The sequence below is a fragment of the Diaphorobacter sp. MNS-0 genome (assembly GCF_019602835.1).
GTDB classification, from domain to species: Bacteria; Pseudomonadota; Gammaproteobacteria; order Burkholderiales; family Burkholderiaceae_C; genus Diaphorobacter; species Diaphorobacter nitroreducens.
Map to the genome: position 1 here is coordinate 2,993,146 of NZ_CP080761.1, position 19,418 is coordinate 3,012,563.

Below are 19,418 nucleotides of genomic sequence, written 5' to 3' on the forward strand. Positions count from 1 at the left end.
ATCCACTACAGTCGACGCCCCATGCACATCCTGATCGTGGACGACGAACTCCTGGCCCGCAGCCGCCTGCGCACGCTGCTGGCCGACTGCGACCCCCGCCACAGCGTGACGGAGGCCGCGCACGCCGCGGACGCGCTGGCGCAGCTCGAGGCCAGCGGCGGCCGCGCGGTGGACGTGGTGCTGCTGGACATCCACATGCCGGGCCAGGACGGCCTGGGACTGGCGCACCACATCCAGCGCCTGCCGCACCCGCCGGCCATCGTGTTCGTGACCGCCCACGCGGACCATGCGCTGTCGGCCTTCGAACTGGATGCCGTGGACTACCTCACCAAGCCCGTGCGCCTGCAGCGCCTGCAGCAGGCACTGGCCAAGGCGCAGCGCGCCGCGGCCCCCAGCGCCGCTCCCACGCGCTCGCCGCTGCCGGCGCCCAGCTGCGAGGTGCTGCTGATCCAGGAGCGCGGGCGCACCGAGCGCGTGCCGGTGGACGACGTGCTGTTCCTGCGCGCCGAGCAGAAATACGTGACGGTGCGCACCCTCACGCGCAGCTTCGTCATCGACAGCGCGCTGTCCGACCTGGAGGCGCGCCACGCGGGCCACTTTCTGCGCGTGCACCGCAGCACGCTTGTGGCCCGCCGCGCCATGCGCGCGCTGGAGCGCTATTACGACGCCGAGGAGGGCGAAGGCTGGGCCGTGCGCCTGCACGGACTCACCGAGCCCCTGCCGGTCTCGCGCCGCCAGGTGGCCGGGGTGCGCGAGGCGCTGGCCACGGGTTGATACGGCTGCGGCGTTTCAGGCGCCCACACGCCTGCACCCTCTGCGCGGCCGCCGGCCCTTGGACTGGCGCCGCGGTCCTCCCCGGACAGGCAGGCGCGGCGCGCACACCGGCGAACACCCTGCCGTGCTCAATGCGCGTGCGCCAGCCCGCTCACAAAGGTCACCACCGCGATGCCGGCCGCCAGCCAGGCGATCTGCGCCAGCGTCTGCGCGGCCGAGAGGCGTTTTTGCAGTTGCGGAATCAGGTCGGCTAGCGCCACGTACACGAAGCTGCTGGAGGCGATGGCCAGGAAATACGGCAGCCCGCCGTCCCACAGCCCCACCAGGTAGTAGCCCACCAGGCCGCCCAGCGCCGTCAGCGCGCCCGCCAGCGAGACCTTGAGCAGCGCCGCGTTGCGGTGGCGGATGCTGTGGCGCAGCACCACCAGGTCGCCAATGTGGTGCGGCACCTCGTGCGCCAGCACCGACAGCGCGGCCACCACGCCCAGCCGCATGTCCGCCATGAAGGCCGAGGCGATCAGCAAGCCGTCGCCAAAGCAGTGCACGCTGTCACCGGTCAGCAACGCCCAGCCGCCATGCCCGTGCTGGCCCGGGCCATGGTGGTGGTCGTGCGCGTGGTCAGGGTGGTGGTCGTGGTGGCCCTGGCCATGGATGTGCCGCTCGGACGGGCTGTGCTCATGGCCGTGGTGCCACAGCTCGGCCTTGTCCAGCAGGAAGAAGAACACCAGCCCCAGCAGCAGCGTGGCAAACAGGTCGTGCGCACTGGCCTGGCTCTCGAACGCCTCGGGCAGCAGATGCATGAAGGCGGTCGCCAGCAGCGCGCCCGCGGCCAGGCTCAGCAGATGCTGCGGCCCCACGCGCTGGCGCGTGCCCATGCCCAGGCGCAGCAGCGCCGCCGCCACCCACACACTGCCAATGCCCGCGGCCAACGTGGCCAGGATGATCGCTATTAATGTCATAGCTGCTTGCGCTTTCTCTTATTGGCCTAGGTGCCAATTTCATTCATTCAAAACCAAACTCTCGCCGCGCCATCAAAAAAAGCCCCGAAGGGCTTGTGTGCGTGCTGGCTGCCGCGGCTCACGCCACGCCGTGCTGCTTGAACCAGGCCAGCGTGCGCTTCCAGCCGTCCTGCGCGGCTTCCTTGCGAGAGCTCGGGCGGTAGTCGGCATGGAAGGCATGCGGCGCGTCCGGGTAGACCACGAACCGCGAGGCTTTCGCTGCGGCAGACCCTTCTGACAGGGCGCTTTTCATCTTATCAATCGTGTCAAGAGGTATGCCGGCATCTTTTTCACCATACAGACCCAGCACGGGTGCCTTGAGGATGGGCGCCAGGTCCACGGGGTGCTTGGGATTCAGGGCGCTGGCCTGCCCCACCAGACGGCCATACCAGGCCACCCCGGCCTTCACCGGGCCATGCGCGGCGTAGAGCCAGGTGATGCGGCCGCCCCAGCAAAAGCCGGTGATGCCCACGCGCTGGAGGTCACCGCCATGGGCTCCGGCCCATTGCACGGCGCCATCCAGGTCGGCCATGACCTGGGCATCGGGCACCTTGGACACCAGCTCGCTCATGAGCTTGGCGACTTCACTGTAGGCGCGCGGGTCGCCCTGGCGCGCGAACAGGTCGGGGGCAACGGCAAGGTAGCCCTCGTGCGCCAGGCGGCGGCAAACGTCGGCAATGTACTCGTGCACGCCGAAGATCTCTGAAATCACCAGCACCACGGGCAGCCCCGTCTTGCCCTGCGGCGCCGCGCGGTAGGCGCGCACGTCAAAGCCGTTCACCGCAAAGTGCACCTCCCCCGCCGTGAGCCCGTCGGCCGGGGTGGAGACCGCTGTCTGCGCCATCACCGGCGCGGCCGCGGCGGCATAGCCGGCCCCCAGCATGACGCCCAGCGCGGTGCGGCGGCTGGCGCCCGCTGCCGTGCTACGGCCGGGGACGAGTGCATCGAAGTCGTTCTGGAGATCGCTGTGCATGACGGAGGCTCCTGGCAAGGGGTGGCAAGGGTTGGGGGACGGACGCCCCCCGGCGCTGGCCAGGAGGCATGGCGTGCCAATGTAGCGGCAATGGCCGTTTTGCGCATGCGACCCGCCCGCGCCACCGCGCCACCGGGCGACAAGCGCTATCAGTGCGCCTTGTCCCAGTCGGGCCCCACGCCCACTTCGGCCAGCAGCGGTACCTGCAGCGCGGCCACGCCGGCCATCAGGCGCGGGATCTCACGGCGCAGCCAGTCCACCTCGCCCTCGGGCAGCTCGAACACCAGTTCGTCGTGCACCTGCATGATCATGAGCACCTCGGGCTTGCGCGCGTCCAGCTCGCCCTGCACGGCCACCATGGCCTTCTTGATGAGGTCGGCCGCCGTGCCCTGCATGGGCGCGTTGATGGCGGCGCGCTCGGCCGCGCCTCGGCGCGGGCCGTTGGGCGAGTTGATCTCCGGCAGGTACAGGCGCCGGCCGAACACGGTCTCCACGTAGCCGCGCGCCTTGGCCTGGGCCTTGGTCTCTTCCATGTACTGCTTCACGCCGGGGTAGCGCTGGAAGTAGCGGTCGATGTAGGCCGCCGCCGCCTTGGTCTCGATGCCCAGGTTCTTGGCCAGGCCGAAACTGCTCATGCCGTAGATCAGGCCGAAGTTGATGACCTTGGCGTAGCGGCGCTGCTCGCTGCTGACCTGGTCCAGCGCCACGCCGAACACCTCGGCCGCCGTGGCGCGGTGCACGTCCAGGCCCTCGCGGAAGGCGTGCAGCAGCGCCTCGTCGCCGCTGATGTGCGCCATGATGCGCAGCTCGATCTGGCTGTAGTCGGCACTGGCAATCACGCGGCCCGCGGGTGCCACGAAGGCCTCGCGCACGCGCCGGCCCTCCGGCGTGCGAATGGGGATGTTCTGCAGGTTGGGCTCGTTGCTGGACAGCCGCCCGGTGACGGCCACGGCCTGCGCGTAGTGGGTGTGGACACGGCCGGTGCGCGGGTCCGCCAGCGTGCTGAGTTTGTCGGTGTAGGTGCCCTTGAGCTTGCACAGGCTGCGGTGTTCCAGCAACTTGGCGGGCAGCGGGTAGTCCTCGGCCAGCTTCTCCAGCACCTCTTCGTCGGTGCTGCGCGCGCCGGTGGCGGTCTTCTTCACCACGGGCATGCCCAGCTTGTCGAAGAAGATTTCACCCAATTGCTTGGGCGATCCCAGGTTGAAGGGCTGGCCGGCGATGGCGTACGCCTCCTGCTCCAGCTGCAGGATGCGCTGGCCCAGCGCGTGGCTCTGGGCGGCCAGCTTGCCCGCGTCGATCAGCACGCCATTGCGCTCGATGCGAAACAAGGTCTCGCTGCAGGCCATCTCCAGCTCGTAGATGCCGCGCAGCTTGTCGTCGGCCTGCAGCTGGGGCCATAGCACGCGGTGCACATCCAGCGTCTGGTCGGAGTCCTCGCACGAGTAGGCCGCAGCCTTGTCCACCGGGACCTGTGCAAACGGGATCTGCTTGGCCCCCTTGCCGCACAGGTCTTCGTAGCTGATGCCGGTGCGGCCCGTGTGGCGCTCGGCCAGGCTGGCCAGGCCATGGGGCTTGTGCACTTCCAGCACGTAGCTTTGCAGCATGGTGTCGTGCGCATAGCCGCGCACCTGGATGCCGTGGTTGGCGAACACATGCCGGTCGTACTTCACGTGCTGGCCCAGCTTGGGGCAGGCCGGGTCTTCCAGCCAGGGGCGCAGGCGCTCCAGCACCTCGGCCAGCGGCAGCTGCGGCGGCGCGTCAGGGCCGTTGTGCGCCAGCGGGATGTAAGCGGCGGCTCCGGGCTCAACGCTGAAGGACACGCCCACGATCTCGGCCCGCAACTCGTCCAGCGACGTGGTCTCGGTGTCCAGCGCCGCCAGCGGCGCGGCCTTCAGGCGCGCGAGCCAGCCGTCGAGCTGCTCCCAGGTGAGGATGGTGTCGTAGGTCACCTCGCGCTGTTGCGCCTGCACGGCGACGGCGCTGGCGTCGGGCGTGGCGAAGAGGTCTCCGCTGGCGCCAGCATCCGGCACCACCGCGGACGGCAGCGCTCGTGCCAGGCTCTTGAAGCCATACTTTTGATAAAAATCGCGCAACGCGTCCGCCTGCTCAGCGCCAACAGCTATCGCATCGATAGCAGGCAGACCATCGAGGTGGCCCGCCAGGTCGCAGTCGGTCTTGATAGTGACCAGCATGCGCGCGGTGGGCAGCCAGTCCAGCGCCCCGCGCAGGTTCTCGCCGGCCACGCCCTTGATGGCGCCCGCGTTGGCCAGCAGCGCATCCAGCGAACCGTATTCCGTGAGCCATTTGGCGGCGGTCTTGGGGCCGACCTTGGGCACGCCGGGCACGTTGTCCACGGCATCGCCCACCAGGGCCTGGTAGTCCACCATGAGCGTCGGGGGCACGCCGAACTCGGCGGTCACGCCGGCTACGTCCCGCTTCTTGCCGTTCATGGTGTCGATGATGGTGATGTTTTCGTTCACCAGCTGGCTCAGGTCCTTGTCGCCGCTGGAGATCACCACCTGCATGCCCTGGCCGGCCGCGGTAGCAGCCAGCGTGCCGATCACGTCGTCGGCCTCCACGCCGGGGATACACAGCACCGGCCAGCCCAGCAGCCGCACCACCTCGTGGATGGGCTCGATCTGCGCACGCAGGTCATCGGGCATGGGCGCGCGGTGCTGCTTGTACTCGGGGTACAGCGCGTCGCGAAAAGTGGGGCCGCTGGCATCGAAAACGCAGGCGGCGTAGTCGGCAGGGACCTCTTTCTTGAGCGCCTGCAGCATGTTGATCATGCCGCGGATGGCCCCCGTGGGGGCGCTGGCGGGATCGCCCGGCACGGCGCGCAGGTCGGGCATGGCATGGAATGCGCGGTACAGGTAGCTGGAGCCATCCACCAGCACCAGGGTCTTGGGGCGTGTCATCGGCGAATTCTCCCACGCTCATCGGCCGTGGCCGCCATCGCAATCAGCACCCCGCGCACGGGCAGGTGCAGTGGAAAGCGGCACAATCCGTCGCCGTGGCTCGGCGGTGCGCCGCGCCCTCCCCTCTCCCCAAGGCTGCCCCATGAAACACCACCTGCTCGCACTCGTCGCCTGCGCCACCACCACCCTGGCGTGGGCCAACCCGGACTTCAAGAACGTGCCGCCTTCGATGCAGAAGTCGCTGCACGGCATCAGTGCCGCACAGTTTGACGGCGGCGTGCTGCGCGCGCAGATGAACAAGCCCGAGGTCACCGAGCTGGTGTACAACACCTTCGTCTTCCACAACATCTGCGCGCAGCAGTGGCACGACCCTGCGCAGTTCGCGCGCCTGGGCCTCACGCGCGTGGAGCTGTTCAACGCCGCCGGCACGCAGGGCTTTGCCTTCGATGCGCGCGGCGATGTGTGCGAGGAGATGGGCAAGCTCGGCAAGAACTTCCGCACCTTCATCGGCAAGTACACGCAGGCCTGCAGCGCCAGCACCTGCCCGCCGCAGCGCTGAGCGCGCACGCCGGCGCACGGCGCCTACAATCGCGCCATGCGCGCTCTCCACTCCACCTTCCTGCTGCTGGCCCTGGCCAGTGCTCCCGCCCTGGCTCAGAATGCAAGCCAAAATGCCATTCAGCCCAGTGCGGACGGGCGCGGCCAGCTATTGGAAAGAGAGCAGCAGGCTGAAGGGCGCCACAACCAGCGCGTAGAGCACATCGTGGTGGAGGACGCCGGCAGCCGCGTGCAAGAGCTGCGCGTGGGCGGGCAGACGCAGAGCATCACCGTGCAACCCAAGACCGGCACGCCGCTGCCCGCGTATGAAGTGCGCTCCAACGACGGAGCCCGCGCACGCCCCGGCAACTTCAACGAGTCGGACACCGTGACCGCACCGCGCGTGTGGAACTTGCGCAATTTCTGACCGCAGCCAACGCGGCATTCCTGGGCGGCCCGTATCGCCCGCTCCTTCCCCCGCTTTTTTCAGCACGCCGCGTGCACTGACGTACTGACCGATGGCCGTTTTCACCGAAGTCTCCACCAAAGAGGCGCGCGAATTGCTGCGCCGGCTGCAGCTGGGCAAGCTGCTTGAGCTGCGCGGCATCGAGGGCGGCATCGAGAACACCAACTACTTCGTCACCTGCGAGCAGGGCGAGTACGTACTCACGCTGTTCGAGCGCCTCACCGCAGAGCAGTTGCCTTTCTACCTGCACCTGATGAAGCATCTGGCGCACGCGGGCATCCCCGTGCCGGACCCGCAGGCCGACAAGCATGGCGAGATCCTGCACCAGGTGTGCGGCAAGCCCGCTGCGCTGGCCACCAAGCTGCGCGGCAAGAGCCAGCTCAGCCCCCAGGAAGCGCACTGCGCGGCCGTGGGCACCATGCTGGCGCGCATGCACCTGGCCGCAAACGGCTATGAACGCCAGCAGCCCAACCTGCGCGGCCTGCCCTGGTGGAACGAGACCGTGCCGGTGGTGCTGCCGCACATCGGCGCCGAGCCGGCGGCGCTGCTGCAGTCCGAACTGGCCTACCAGAACCATGTGGCGGCCTCCAGCGCCTACGCGGCGCTGCCGCGCGGCCCCATCCATGCCGATCTGTTCCGCGACAACGTGATGTTCGAAGGCGAGGAACTCACGGGTCTCTTCGACTTCTATTTCGCGGGCGTGGACACCTTCCTCTTCGACCTGGCCGTGTGCCTGAACGACTGGTGCATCGACCTGCCCACCGGCGCGCACGCCGCGCCGCGCGCCCAGGCCATGATCGACGCCTACCAGGCCGTGCGCCCGCTCACCGTGCTTGAACGCGCCCTGCTGCCCGCCATGCTGCGGGCCGGGGCGCTGCGCTTCTGGATCTCGCGCCTGTGGGACTTCTACCTGCCGCGCGAGGCCGCCATGCTCAAGCCCCACGACCCCACACACTTTGAGCGCGTGCTGCGCCAGCGCGCGGCCCATCCGGTGACTCTGTAGCCGCCATGGTGCGCCGCGCGCCCCACAACAGCCACTCCACACATAACCGTTGGTTTCATCCACCGCTGCGGCCTGTGCAGCGGCAACTGGGGTAAATTCCCCCATGCGCCCGCACCGCTGCCGCGGCGCTCCACCTTCGATTTCCAATCCATGAAACTGCACATCGTCCCCGCGCGCACGGGCCTGGAATGGGTACGCCTGGGCATTCGCGTGTTCTGGCGCCAGCCCATGGCGCTGGCCGCGCTGTTTTTCATGACCATGGCGGCGATGTCGCTGGCCACCATGCTGCCGCTGATCGGTCCCGCCGTGGCGCTGGGCCTGCTGCCCTCGGCCACGCTGGCCATGATGGTGGCCGCGGCCGAGGCCAGCCAGGACCGCGTGCCCACGCCCGCACTGCTGCTGGTGGCGTTTCGCACCGGCAAGCAGCGGCTGAACCATATGCTGACCCTGGGCGCGCTCTACGCCGTGGGCTTCCTCAGCCTGATGGGGCTGTCGGCCCTGGTGGACGGCGGGCAGTTCGCACGCGTGTACCTGGGCGGCGAGCCGCTGACGCGCGAGATGGCCGAGTCGGGCAGCTTCCAGGCGGCCATGTGGCTGTCGCTGCTGCTGTACGTGCCGCTGTCGCTGCTGTTCTGGCACGCGCCTGGCCTGGTGCACTGGCACAACGTGCCGCCCGTGAAGGCGCTGTTTTTCAGCATCGTCGCCTGCCTGCGCAACTTCGGGGCCTTCACGGTGTATGGGCTGTCGTGGATGGGCGTGTTCCTCGGCGCAGGCGTGGTCATCAGCCTGCTGGTCACGATGCTGAGCGCCATCGGCCTGGGCGCCGGCATGGCCGGCGGCATCATGGTGGCGACGGCGATGATGCTGGCCGCCATGTTCTTCTCGTCGGTGGTGTTCACGTTCCGCGACAGCTTCGACGCGCCCCACCACGACCACGGCGACTCGTCCGCTGCGGCGTCACCCGAGCAGGATTCATAAAGCTGCGCCAGCGGAGTCGTCGGGGCGCTCCGCCCGGTCCCGTGCTTCCAGATAGTCCGACGGAGCGGGCCGAGTCCCCGCGCTTCGGCGCACCCGGGCGTGCCCCGAGCCAACCACTGCGCTTGGGGTGACTGCTCCTCAGCGAACAAGCTCCACCCGCGCCCTCGCCCTGAACAGGCAAGAAAAAACCCGCCAGAGGCGGGTTGGAAGTACCGCGGAGCCGTCCTGCGCGCAAGGCGAGAGACGGCTCCCGTGCAAGCCGGTTAGATACCGATCGTGCCGCCGTCCTTGCGCGTCACCACCACGGTGGCCGAGCGCGGACGCTTGAGGCCCTTGTGGCTGCTGGTGATCCCAGGCTGGTTGCCGGGCCAGTAGCTGGTGAAGGTGCTGGTGGCGAAGTTGGCCTTCTCAGCATCCTCGCCCGGGTGCTGCACGTTGAAGAACAGCGTCTTGCCGTCGGGCGTGACCACCACGCCCGTGATCTCGCAGTCGAACGGGCCGACCAGGAAGCGGCGCACCGTGGCCTCGGTGGGCTTGGAGCCCATGATCGTGGCCTGGCCCTCCTTGGTGGTGACCTTGCCGCCGTCACCGACCTTGCCGGGAATGGCGGCCAGCATCATGCAGTTGGTCACATCGGTGTAGGAACCGTCGTCGGTCTGGATCCACAGCAGGCCGCCGGCATTGGCGCTGCGCTGGTCGAAATGCAGGCCGTCGGGGCTGGAGAAATCGTTCACGGCGGTCAGGCCCGACAGGTTCTCGCTCTGCTTGTTGTCGCTGCGCGCGCCGAACAGGTACACGTCCCACTGGAACTTGGTACCCGCCTGGCCGCCCTCTTCCTTCCAGCGGATGATGTGGCCATTGGTGTTGCCCACGCGCGGGTTGGCAGCGTTCAGCGTGGCGGCCGTGCGCTGCGAGTTGTTGGTCATGGTCATGTACACCTCGTTGTTCAACGGGTTCACGCCACCCCACTCGGGACGGTCCATCTTGGTCGCGCCGCGGGCATCGGCCGCCAGGCGGCAGTGCATGACCACGTCGGCCTGGTCGGCGAACGGGTACAGCGCGTTGGTGGCGTCGATGCCGTTCTTGCCGAACGTCAGTTCCAGCCACTCGCCGCTGCCATCGTTGTTGAACTTGGCGGCGTACAGCGTGCCCTTGTCCAGGTACTTGGCACCGGCAGCCACGCCGCCGTTGATGTCCTTCGGATCCCACTTGGCATCGGACACGAACTTGAACACGTACTCGTTGCGCGCATCGTCGCCAGAGTAGATGACGATCGGCTCGCCGGCCTTGGCGGGTGCTGGCCATGCCCCTTCATGGTTGAAGCGGCCCAGCGCCGTGCGCTTGACGGGCTTGCTGTCGGGGCGGAAGGGGTCGATCTCCACCACCCAGCCGAAGGTGTTGAAGATGTTGCGATAGTCCTCAGCGGCGCTGGCGGCGCTCACCTTGCTGTTCCAGCGCTGGTACTGCTCGCCCTCGGCGGTGTCCCACAGGTAAGGGCTCTTGCGGTTCTCGGGCAAGCCATAGCGCTTCAGGGCCACGATTTCGGTGGCGGAGCGTTGGGCGTCGTCGCCGGCGGCACGGCCGATGACGTTCAGGAAGTTCTCCTCGCACGTCAGGTAGGTGCCCCAGGGCGTGTAGCCGTTGGCGCAGTTGTTGTTCATCCCGAAGGCTTGCTTGCCGTCCGGCGAGAGCTTGTTGAACAGCTTGGCGTTGCCGGCGGCGGGGCCGCCAAAGTCCATCGGCGTGGCCGAGGTGATGCGGCGGTTGTATTTGGAGCCGCGCACCATCTCCATCTCGTTGCTGCCGCTCTTGCGCTTGACTTCCACCACGCTGGCACCGTGAGCTCGGATTTCCTTGTCCACCTGCTCGGCCGGGCGCTTGCCGTCCACCGTGATGCGCCCCGTGGGATGCAGACCATAAGGCGCAACCACATACTCATGGTTCACGCACAGCAGGCCGCGGTCGGAGCGGCTGGGGTCGAACTTGCCGTCGTCGGACATGCCGAAGTAGTACATGCCGTCGTGGCCGTCGCCGATGCGGCGGTCATAGGACTCGGCCGTCTCGGAGCCATCGTCCTTCCAGGACTCGTCGCCATAGTGGATCGGGTCGCCCAGGGCGTGCAGGATGCTGACCTGGTAGCCCTCGGGTACCGTTACCAGGTCGGCGTTGCTCTTGGCGACGGCATTGAAGTTGAGGCGGATCGGCTCGGGTGCGGGAGTTTCGTCATCGTCGCTTCCACCGCCGCAGGCGCTCAGGCTCACGCCGCCCAGCAGAGCCGCAGTAGTGGCGCCGACACCGCCCTTGAGGGCGCTGCGACGGCTCAGGCGCGCGGCCAGGACGCTGTCGATGTGCTGGTTGGACGAATGGTTGACGATTTCATTGTCGTCGTACTCGGAAACGATCGTGGTGTTCATGGGTCGTTGGACTCGGTAGTGGCAATCAAGGTCCCGCGATCCTGGAGTACGTCTGTTGCGCCCGCATGACGTGTACATGACATCTTCAAGACACCGCTTCGCACACCGGGCCTTCCGTGCACACGCGAGGACACACAGGCCCACAGCGCCTGAGCGACGCGCGGGCCCTGGCCCCATCCCCTACCGCACCGGCAATGCCCCGATCACGATCTGCACGCGCCGGTTGCGCTGGCGCCCATCGGGATCGTCCCGCCCATCCGGCGTGGTATTGGGCGCGACAGGCTGGCGCTTGCCCATGCCGCGCGTGGCGATCGGCCGCCCCGTGTGCGACTGCAGCGCGGCGGCGACGGCGGCGGCGCGGCGCTGCGACAAGGCGTCGTTGTAGGCATCGCCCCCCTTGCCGTCTGTGTGTCCCACCACGTCGATGGGCGCCTGGGGGTAGCTCTTGAGCAGCTCGGCCGCCTTGTCAAGCGAGCGCGCGGCATCGGCGCGCAACTCGGCCTTGTCAAAGTCAAACAACACATCGGCAGGCAGGTCGATGGAGATGGCCTGCTCGGGCGTGGGCTGGGCCTGCAGTTCCACCAGCAGCGCGCGGGTCTGCTCCAGCCGCTGCGGCGGCACCTCGGCCGCGCGCAGCAGCGTGGCCGGCCCTGCCGCCGCCTGCAGCCGGGTTTCGGTCTCGCGCGGCACCAGGCCGCCATGCGTCACGTGCGGCTGCAATTGGGTCAGCGGGGCAGCGTCCGCTGGTTGCAAATGGGTGGGCGTCGCCGCGAGCGACTGGCCGCTGCGCCGCACTTCCAATGGTTGCGCCGCTGAGGCCACGGCGGCGCAGCACGCGGCCCACAGGACAGCCCGCCAGGCTGGCGAACACCGCACCGCCATCAGCCCGCCTGCAGCGGCAGGTCCATGGACAGCCCCGGCGCCACGATGTTGTCGCCATCGTTGCCGTCATTGAAGACCAGCTTGAGCGTGCGCGCGGTGGGCAGCACGCGGCCCAGGAAAACCAGTTGCCCATCCAGGGTCTGGCCTTCGCGGATGGTGATGTCCCGGTTGTGGTCCGGCCGCTTGACGTGAAGGCGCGCGCCGCTTTCGTCCTGCAGGTAGGTATCGGCCAGCGCCAGCATGGTGGAATCGGTGATGCGGTTGGCAAAGGAGATGCTCACATCCAGCACCGTGGCGTCCCCCCCGATCTGCACACTCTTGACGCGCACCGTCACCCCCGCCGGTGCCACGCCTTGCACGCCCAGCGGCAAGGTGCGTGGCGCGGCCGGAGCAGCACTAGGGGGAGCCGCAACCACCGCTGCTGCGGCAGGCGCCGCCGTGGTTGTTGCCGCCGGCGCCGCAGCCGTGGCGGAGGGTGGAGCCGTGGCCGGAGTCGGTGTGGAGGCCTGCACCGCCGCCGTGCCCGCCGGATCCTTGCAGCCCGCGAGCCACAACGTCGCCATGGCCACCGCCATCCAACCCAGGGTTCCTCTTTGTTCCATCCCCATCTCTACTCCTTGCGTGGTGCTTGACAGTGAACGCGCATCACAGGGCACTGGCGGCGTTCATTCCCAAGGAGCAATTTATTCGCGGCAATGCGTGCCAGCGGGGTTTCCTGTAATCAAAAGTTATCCCGAAAAATCGATGAGGGACATGCGCTGGCCCCATACGTCTCAAGCCCCACGCGGCATTCCCTGGGCGTGAAGCCCGCGCTGCCTCCCGATGTCGGGGAAATTTCAAGTTACTTTTGAATAAGCAAGACAGAAGGCAGCGATCTCTGGGCGAGCGCTTATTCGACGATGGTGAGCTTGGCCACCGACAGCGCCAGCCACTTGGTGCCGTGGCGCGGAAAGTGCACCTGCGCCCGCGCGTCGGCGTCCGCGCCCTCGATGGCCAGCACCTTGCCCTCGCCGAACTTGGTGTGGAACACCGCCAGCCCCACGCGCAGGCCATGGCCCGGCGCCGCCTTGACCGGGGGTACGGGGGGACTGGCGAATACTTCGGTCTTGAAGCCAAATTGGCCTCTAGCGCCCGACTGGTAAGCGCGAGCAGCTCCTGAATCAGGAGCAAAAGATCCAAACCCTGCCTGGCGCGGTGTGATCCATTTGAGCGCCTCCTCGGGTAGCTCATCAAAAAAGCGGCTCTTGACGTTGTAGCGCGTCTGCCCGTGCAGCATGCGCGTCTGCGAATGGCTCAGGTACAGGCGCTGGCGCGCGCGGGTGATGGCCACGTACATCAGGCGGCGCTCTTCCTCCAGGCCATCGCGGTCGCTCATCGCGTTCTCGTGTGGAAACAACCCTTCTTCAAGTCCGCAGATGAAGACCGCATCGAACTCCAGCCCCTTGCTCGCGTGCACCGTCATGAGCTGCACCGCGTCCTGCCCGGCCTGCGCCTGGTTGTCGCCCGCCTCCAGCGCCGCGTGCGTGAGAAAGGCCACGAGCGGCGAGAGCGTCTCGCCCGTGGGCTCGTCAATCGCCGTGCCATCAATGGGCACGTCCGGATTCAGCCCCTGACTCGCCGGGCTCTGGCTGAGCGTGGCCATCTGCTCATCAAGCGGCAGCGCCACCGCGTCGCGGCCAAAGCCCTCCTGCATCACGAAGCTCTCGGCCGCGCTCACCAGCTCCTGCAGGTTTTCCAGCCGGTCCTCGCCCTCCTTGTCCTGACGGTAGTGCGCGGCCAGGCCACTTTCATCGATGACCTGCTCGATGATGGCGCGCAGCGTCTGCCCCTGGCTGCGCTCGCGCATCACGTCGATCAGCGCAACGAAGCCGCCGAGCTTCGCGCCCGCGCTGCCCGGCACGCTGCTGACCGCATCCCAGAGCGAGCAGCCGCTGGCGCGGGCGCTGTCCTGCAAGGTTTCCAGCGTGCGCGCGCCGATACCGCGCGGCGGAAAGTTCACCACGCGGGCAAAGCTGGTGTCGTCGTGCGGGTTCTCCAGCAGGCGCAGATAGGCCAGCGCATGCTTGATCTCGGCGCGCTCAAAAAAGCGCAGGCCGCCATAGACGCGGTAGGGCACACCCGCATTGAAGAGCTGAGATTCGAGGACCCGGCTTTGCGCATTGCTGCGGTAGAGCACCGCGATCTGCTGGCGCGCCATGCCGCCCGCCGCCAGCGCACGGACTTCATCGACCAGCCAGCGCGCCTCCATCAGGTCGCTCTCGGCCTCGTGGATGCGCACCGGCTCCCCCGGTCCCTGCTCGGTGCGCAGGTTCTTGCCCAGGCGCCGGCTATTGTGTGCGATCAGCGCGTTCGCGCTGTCCAGGATGTTGGAGTAGGAGCGGTAGTTCTGCTCCAGCTTGATCTGCTGGCCCACGCCGAACTCGCGCACGAAGTCCTGCATGTTGCCCACGCGCGCGCCACGAAAGGCGTAGATGCTCTGGTCGTCGTCGCCCACGGCCATCACGCTGCCCTGGGTCACCAGCCGCCCATCGACCACGTCGCCAGCGAGCTGCTTGAGCCACAGGTATTGCAGGCGGTTGGTGTCCTGGAATTCATCGACCAGGATGTGCGCGAAGCGCCGCTGGTAGTGCGCGCGGACCGGGTCGTTGTCGCGCAGCAGCTCGTACGAGCGCAGCAGCAGCTCGGCGAAATCGACCACGCCCTCGCGCTGGCACTGCGCCTCGTAGAGCTGGTAAAGCTCCACGCGCTTTTTCGTCTCTTCATTGGGCGCGGGCACTCCCGCCGGGCGCAGCCCCTCTTCCTTGCAACCGTTGATGAACCACGCGACCTGCTTGGGCGGGTGACGCTCCTCGTCAACGTTGTACGCCTTGAGCAGGCGCTTGATGGCCGAAAGCTGGTCCTGCGCATCCAGGATCTGGAAAGTCTGCGGCAGATCCACTAGTTTGTGGTGCGCGCGCAGCATGCGGTTGCACAAACCGTGGAACGTGCCGATCCACATGCCGCGCACGCTGATCGGCAGCATCGCGGCGAGGCGCGTGAGCATCTCCTTCGCGGCCTTGTTGGTGAAGGTGACGGCCAGGATGCCGCCGGGTGAGGCCTGCCCGGTCTGCAGCAGCCAGGCGATGCGCGTGGTGAGCACGCGCGTCTTGCCCGAACCCGCGCCGGCAAGAATCAGCGCATGGCCCGCGGGCAGCGTGACGGCAGCGAGCTGCTCGGGGTTGAGGTGGGCGAGCAAGGGTGCGGCAACAGCCGGCACGGACGAATCAGGAAACATCCAGGCATTGTAAAAATGCCCGGATGCTCCCGTGTCAGATGGACGCTACGTGACGCAACAAGTGCTTCTGGACCTTGCCGCTGGGCGTGCAGGGCAGTTCGGCGCGAAACTCGTAAATGCGCGGAATCTTGTAGCGCGCCAGACGCGGCTCCAGGAACTGCTTGAGTTCATCTTCCCGCAACGCCACACCCGGCTTGGGTACGACGATAGCCGTCACCGTCTCGCCCCAGTCCGGATGCGGACGGCCAATGATGGCCACTTGCGCCACATCGGGATGCCCCGAGAGCGCGTCTTCCACTTCTCTGGAGTAGACGTTCTCGCCGCCGGTCACGATCATGTCGCGCATGCGATCGACGATGAACATGTAGCCCTCTTCGTCGATGCGCGCCAGATCGCCGCTGCGATACCAGCCGTCCTCGGTGAACGCCGCCGTGCTGGCCTGCGGATCGTCCAGATAGCCCTCCATCATCGACGCGCTGCGCAGGTGGATCTCGCCCACTTCCCCCGCCGCGCACGGGCGCCCATCGGGGCGGCGCAGTTGCAGCAGTACGCCGGGATTGCCACAGCGGCCGATGGAGCCCGCCTTGCGCTCGGCCTCCTCGGGATAGAGCACCGCGCCCAGGGGCCCCGATTCGGTCATGCCATAGACCTGCATCAGGCGGCTGGTACGGTAACCCGCCATCAGGCGCCGGGTGTTGTCGGCGCTCAGCGGCCCGCCGCCGCAGGCCCACATGCGCATCGCGCCGAAGTCATATTCACCTATGCCAGCCACCACCTGCAGCGGCGCGAGCAAGGCGATCGGCGCGCCGAAGGTGAAGGTGATGCGCTCGCGCACCAGCGCATCGGCAAACGCCTGCGGCGTGTATTCGCGCAGCAGGACATTGGCGGCGCCAATCAGCAGCGCGCCCAGGAACCAGTTGTTGAGCGGCGACGAATGCCAGATGGGCATGGCCGTGAGCACCCGGTCCGATGGCGTGAGCGAGACCGATGCCGCCGCGCACACCGCGGTCTGGAACAGATTGGCGTGGTTGTGCAGACAGCCCTTGGGCCGGCCCGTGGTGCCCGAGGTGTAGAGGACTTCAGCCAGGACATCGCCCGCCGGCGCGGGGTGCTCGGCCCCATATGGCTCGGCCTGAGCCATCAGCGCGTCAAGCGACGCCCAGCCCTCGGCATCACCCGCCGTCGCGAGCCAACGCACCCCGGTCTGCACACGCCGCGCCACGGGCGCAAGGGCGGCGTCGACCACGGCCACGCGCGCGCCGCTGTGTTGCAGCACGTACTGCACCTCCGGCGCCTGCAGCTTGTGGTTCACCGGTACCACGGCCGCGCCCAGGCGCCACGCGCCGAAGAGCGCAAACACGAACCCCGGCGTGTTCAGCGTGAAGATGGCGATGCGCTCGCCCGCCACCACACCCGCGTCGGCCAGCACGTGCGCCGCGCGGCGCGTCTGCTCGGCCAGTTGCGTGTAAGTCCAGTCGCGCCCGTCGGCGCGCAAGGCCAGCTCATGGCCTCGCGTGCGTGCGTGCTGGTCCAGTACCGAAACGAAATCGATCATCTTGATGGGTCTCCTCGCATGAAAATCTCTTTCAGGCCCTCACTCGACCCAGGCTTCACGCAGCAGCGCCGCCGGATCGCTGGTGCCGCAGTCGGCGCCCAGCACCATGCCCCAGTCGCCGCCGAAGCGGCTGGCGACGAAGGCCGCGGCGGCCTGCGCGCTCGCATGGCGCAGCATGAGGGCGGCCTGCGCCACCAGCACCAGCTCCTGCGCGAACCAGCGCGCGCGCCGCGCCAGTTGCTCGGGGTCGCGCAAGGCGGCCTGCAGGCCATCGAGGCGTGCCGCCACGCGTGGCTCTGCGCCCAGCTGCGCGCGCAGGTCCTGCAGCAACTGCAACGCCGCCTGCGGCTCGCGCGAGACGGCGCGCAGCACATCCAGGCACATCACGTTGCCCGAGCCTTCCCAGATCGAATTGACCGGCGCCTGCCTGAAGAGCCGCCCCATGGGGCCGGTTTCCACGTAGCCATTGCCGCCAAAGACTTCCATCGCCTCGCCCGTGAAGGCCACCGAGCGCTTGCAGTTCCAGAACTTGGCCGCCGGGGTGAGGATGCGCCGCCACGTCACGTCGGCGGCTTCATCGCTGCCATGGCGCTCGGCCAGATCCATCGCCAGCAGAAGCGCGGCCTGCGCCTCCAGCGCCATGTCGGCCAGCAGGACGGTCATGGCCGGCTGGTCCACCAGCGCCTTGCCAAACGCAAAGCGGTGGCGCGCATGGTGCAGCGCCTGCACCAGTGCCTGGCGCATCAGGCCCGCACCCGCAAGCGCGCAGTCGAGGCGCGTCTGGCTGGCCATCTCCACCGTCGTGGCAATGCCGCGCCCGAGCTCGCCCACGCGCACGCCCCAGGCGTCATGAAATTCCACCTCGCCGCTGCCGTTGGAGCGATCGCCCACCTTGTCCTTCAGGCGCAGGATGTGCACGCCGTTCTTCGTTCCATCCGGGCGCCAGCGCGGCACGAAAAAGCACGTCAGACCACCCTCTAGGGCGTTGGCCAGCACCAGATGCCCGTCGCACATGGGCGCCGAGAAGAACCATTTGTGGCCGTTGATCAGGTATTCATCGCCCCAGGCGCCACTGCCGGCGGCCACGGCCGTGGTGGTATTGGTGCGCAAGTCGCTGCCGCCCTGCTTCTCGGTCATGCCCATGCCGATGGTGAGTGCGGGTTTGTCCAGAGAAACCACGTCGCGCGCGTCGTACTCGTCACATGCGAGCTTGGATTCGAGCTGCGCCCAGAGCGGGGCGTTTTTTCTCAGCAGGGGAATGCTCGCCTTGGTCATCGTGCTCGGACAGGTGGAGCCGGCCTCGACCTGGCAATGCATGTAGATCGACGCGCCATACGCCACCCAGGCCGAGGGGCGCGCATCGAACATCGGCAGGTTGCAGATGCCGTTGCGCCGGGCGATCGCCATCATGCGGTGCCACGCCGGGTGAAAGCGCACCTCGTCGATGCGCGCGCCCGTCGGTGAATAGATGTGCAGCTCGGGCAGGTGCGTATTGGCCTCTTCCCCCGCGCGCAAGGTGTCGGCCGCGCCATACTCGGCACCCTGGCGCACGAGTTCCTGCGTGCGCCAGGTCGCGCCGCCGCGCTGCACCGCAGCCTGCAGCGGCGGGTCGCTGGTGTAGAGGTTATAGTCTTTGAGTTCCGGCACCTGATTGTCCGGGTGGATCCCCAACATGCGCTTCTCCTGTAATGCCACCCGGGCCCGGCCTGGATGGCGGTTTTGTTCAGGCTCCGGCCGGTCCAAGGGAGGCCCCCGCAAACCCGTCGGCAACACAGAAAAATTCTAGGCGGCACAGCCCCGAAACATGTTCGGATTCGACGGTCCATGAAACCCTCCAGAACCTCTTCTAACCAGGCCACGCGAAAACGCGCGCCAGCCGCCGCGCCGGGCACGCGTCGCAGGCCGCGGCAGGAGCGCGCGCGCCACACCGCGCGCGCCCTGCGCGAGGCCTTTGTTCAGGTTCTGGTGGAGCGGCGCAGCTACGCCGCCGTCACGGTGCGCGAGGTCTCGCTCGTCGCGGGCACGGCCATCGGCAGCTTCTACGATTACTACAGCAGCATGGACGATCTGGCCCGCGTGAGCCTGCACCTGCGCAGCAAGGCGCTGCTGGCGGCACTGCGCGGCGCAGGCGCCGAGCACGAAGGCGCGCCGCTGGCCATCAAGGTGCAGGCCATCGTGCGGGCCGTGCTCGCGCGCCACCAGCGCCCCCCCCGGGAGTGGGCCGCGCACTACCTGCTGGAGCGCCACTTTTCCAGCCTGCAGGCCTATCTCGCGATGTACGAACGCTTCGTGCAGGCCTGGGCGCACGCGATCAAGACCGCAAACGACTGGCCCGAGGGGCACAGCCCGGCCACGGCCGCCCTGGGCGCGCAAACCCTCCTCTACGGTCTGGTGGCCCACGCCTGCATGGCCGCACCCGAAGGCCCCGACATGCAGGCGCTCGAGCGCACCGCCACCCGCGCCATCATCGCCTGCGTGCACGCAGCGCAGGACGAGTGAGCACCACAAGCCGGGCAAAGGACCTACAATCGCGCACCGGGCCCAAGTTTCTTGACGCCCGGTTTTTTGTGCCCGCGCACAGCGGGGTTCGATGAGGCCGCAGCCACCGGTCCATCCGCGAAACCGGTCTTCAGGCCAAGCGCCCCA

15 protein-coding genes are annotated in these 19,418 nt (G+C 68.0%); 6 read left to right on the forward strand and 9 right to left on the reverse strand.

Annotation, left to right across the window (positions count from 1 at the left end):
- The first annotated feature begins 21 nt into the window (after window positions 1-21).
- Window positions 22-774, forward strand: coding sequence for a LytTR family DNA-binding domain-containing protein (locus K2L43_RS14285; RefSeq protein WP_220637831.1), 753 nt, complete (start codon window positions 22-24; stop codon window positions 772-774).
- A 128-nt stretch (window positions 775-902) separates the two neighbouring features.
- Here K2L43_RS14285 and K2L43_RS14290 read toward each other — a convergent pair whose 3' ends face one another.
- From K2L43_RS14290 to polA, 3 genes are all read right to left on the reverse strand, one after another.
- A complete protein-coding gene (locus tag K2L43_RS14290; protein ID WP_172208068.1) occupies window positions 903-1,733 on the reverse strand; it encodes a ZIP family metal transporter in 831 nt (276 codons plus the stop codon).
- Window positions 1,734-1,851: 118 nt separating this feature from the next.
- On the reverse strand, window positions 1,852-2,745 hold the full coding sequence (locus K2L43_RS14295; RefSeq protein WP_220637832.1) for a dienelactone hydrolase family protein: 894 nt from the start codon (window positions 2,743-2,745) through the stop codon (window positions 1,852-1,854).
- Between the two features lie 149 nt (window positions 2,746-2,894).
- Entirely contained in the window at window positions 2,895-5,663 is a 2,769-nt protein-coding gene (gene polA / locus K2L43_RS14300) for a DNA polymerase I (RefSeq protein ID WP_220637833.1), read from the reverse strand.
- A 142-nt stretch (window positions 5,664-5,805) separates the two neighbouring features.
- Here polA and K2L43_RS14305 point away from each other — a divergent pair, with 142 nt between their 5' ends.
- From K2L43_RS14305 to K2L43_RS14320, 4 genes are all read left to right on the forward strand, one after another.
- Window positions 5,806-6,222 (forward strand): hypothetical protein, encoded by a 417-nt coding sequence (locus K2L43_RS14305; protein WP_088886204.1) that lies wholly within the window; start codon window positions 5,806-5,808, stop codon window positions 6,220-6,222.
- A 36-nt stretch (window positions 6,223-6,258) separates the two neighbouring features.
- A complete protein-coding gene (locus K2L43_RS14310) occupies window positions 6,259-6,627 on the forward strand; it encodes a hypothetical protein (protein ID WP_103737399.1) in 369 nt (122 codons plus the stop codon).
- Between the two features lie 91 nt (window positions 6,628-6,718).
- Window positions 6,719-7,669: a homoserine kinase gene (locus K2L43_RS14315; RefSeq protein WP_220637834.1), complete on the forward strand. Its 951-nt coding sequence runs from the start codon at window positions 6,719-6,721 to the stop codon at window positions 7,667-7,669.
- A gap of 150 nt (window positions 7,670-7,819) precedes the next feature.
- The gene (locus K2L43_RS14320) at window positions 7,820-8,647 is read left to right on the forward strand and encodes a BPSS1780 family membrane protein (RefSeq protein WP_220637835.1); all 828 of its coding nucleotides are present in this window, start codon (window positions 7,820-7,822) and stop codon (window positions 8,645-8,647) included.
- Window positions 8,648-8,910: 263 nt separating this feature from the next.
- On the opposite strand, the gene K2L43_RS14325 is transcribed toward K2L43_RS14320, so the two are convergent.
- The 6 genes from K2L43_RS14325 to K2L43_RS14350 all read right to left on the reverse strand — a co-directional run bounded on the left by K2L43_RS14325 (window position 8,911) and on the right by K2L43_RS14350 (window position 18,446).
- On the reverse strand, window positions 8,911-11,061 hold the full coding sequence (locus tag K2L43_RS14325; protein ID WP_015914011.1) for a PhoX family phosphatase: 2,151 nt from the start codon (window positions 11,059-11,061) through the stop codon (window positions 8,911-8,913).
- 180 nt (window positions 11,062-11,241) lie between these two features.
- Entirely contained in the window at window positions 11,242-11,781 is a 540-nt protein-coding gene (locus tag K2L43_RS14330; protein ID WP_255580459.1) for an OmpA family protein, read from the reverse strand.
- A 161-nt stretch (window positions 11,782-11,942) separates the two neighbouring features.
- Complete coding sequence (locus K2L43_RS14335; RefSeq protein WP_234305598.1) at window positions 11,943-12,545, reverse strand: hypothetical protein; 603 nt, start codon at window positions 12,543-12,545, stop codon at window positions 11,943-11,945.
- A 287-nt stretch (window positions 12,546-12,832) separates the two neighbouring features.
- Entirely contained in the window at window positions 12,833-15,217 is a 2,385-nt protein-coding gene (locus K2L43_RS14340; RefSeq protein WP_103737394.1) for a UvrD-helicase domain-containing protein, read from the reverse strand.
- A gap of 34 nt (window positions 15,218-15,251) precedes the next feature.
- Complete coding sequence (locus tag K2L43_RS14345) at window positions 15,252-16,772, reverse strand: class I adenylate-forming enzyme family protein (protein ID WP_103737393.1); 1,521 nt, start codon at window positions 16,770-16,772, stop codon at window positions 15,252-15,254.
- 39 nt (window positions 16,773-16,811) lie between these two features.
- A complete protein-coding gene (locus tag K2L43_RS14350; protein WP_103737392.1) occupies window positions 16,812-18,446 on the reverse strand; it encodes an acyl-CoA dehydrogenase family protein in 1,635 nt (544 codons plus the stop codon).
- 150 nt (window positions 18,447-18,596) lie between these two features.
- Between K2L43_RS14350 and K2L43_RS14355 the strand changes: the two genes are divergently transcribed.
- The gene (locus K2L43_RS14355; protein ID WP_103737391.1) at window positions 18,597-19,271 is read left to right on the forward strand and encodes a TetR/AcrR family transcriptional regulator; all 675 of its coding nucleotides are present in this window, start codon (window positions 18,597-18,599) and stop codon (window positions 19,269-19,271) included.
- The last annotated feature ends 147 nt before the right edge of the window (window positions 19,272-19,418 follow it).

Excerpts from the sequence above, each read along its gene's own strand:
- K2L43_RS14325 (WP_015914011.1), bottom strand. The coding sequence starts at position 11,061 with ATGAACACCACGATCGTTTCCGAGTACGACGACAATGAAATCGTCAAC.
- K2L43_RS14295 (WP_220637832.1), bottom strand. The coding sequence starts at position 2,745 with ATGCACAGCGATCTCCAGAACGACTTCGATGCACTCGTCCCCGGCCGT.
- K2L43_RS14355 (WP_103737391.1), top strand. The coding sequence starts at position 18,597 with ATGAAACCCTCCAGAACCTCTTCTAACCAGGCCACGCGAAAACGCGCG.
- polA (WP_220637833.1), bottom strand. The coding sequence starts at position 5,663 with ATGACACGCCCCAAGACCCTGGTGCTGGTGGATGGCTCCAGCTACCTG.
- K2L43_RS14290 (WP_172208068.1), bottom strand. The coding sequence starts at position 1,733 with ATGACATTAATAGCGATCATCCTGGCCACGTTGGCCGCGGGCATTGGC.
- K2L43_RS14310 (WP_103737399.1), top strand. The coding sequence starts at position 6,259 with ATGCGCGCTCTCCACTCCACCTTCCTGCTGCTGGCCCTGGCCAGTGCT.
- K2L43_RS14340 (WP_103737394.1), bottom strand. The coding sequence starts at position 15,217 with ATGTTTCCTGATTCGTCCGTGCCGGCTGTTGCCGCACCCTTGCTCGCC.
- K2L43_RS14345 (WP_103737393.1), bottom strand. The coding sequence starts at position 16,772 with ATGATCGATTTCGTTTCGGTACTGGACCAGCACGCACGCACGCGAGGC.
- K2L43_RS14305 (WP_088886204.1), top strand. The coding sequence starts at position 5,806 with ATGAAACACCACCTGCTCGCACTCGTCGCCTGCGCCACCACCACCCTG.
- K2L43_RS14350 (WP_103737392.1), bottom strand. The coding sequence starts at position 18,446 with ATGTTGGGGATCCACCCGGACAATCAGGTGCCGGAACTCAAAGACTAT.
- K2L43_RS14335 (WP_234305598.1), bottom strand. The coding sequence starts at position 12,545 with ATGGAACAAAGAGGAACCCTGGGTTGGATGGCGGTGGCCATGGCGACG.
- K2L43_RS14285 (WP_220637831.1), top strand. The coding sequence starts at position 22 with ATGCACATCCTGATCGTGGACGACGAACTCCTGGCCCGCAGCCGCCTG.
- K2L43_RS14315 (WP_220637834.1), top strand. The coding sequence starts at position 6,719 with ATGGCCGTTTTCACCGAAGTCTCCACCAAAGAGGCGCGCGAATTGCTG.
- K2L43_RS14320 (WP_220637835.1), top strand. The coding sequence starts at position 7,820 with ATGAAACTGCACATCGTCCCCGCGCGCACGGGCCTGGAATGGGTACGC.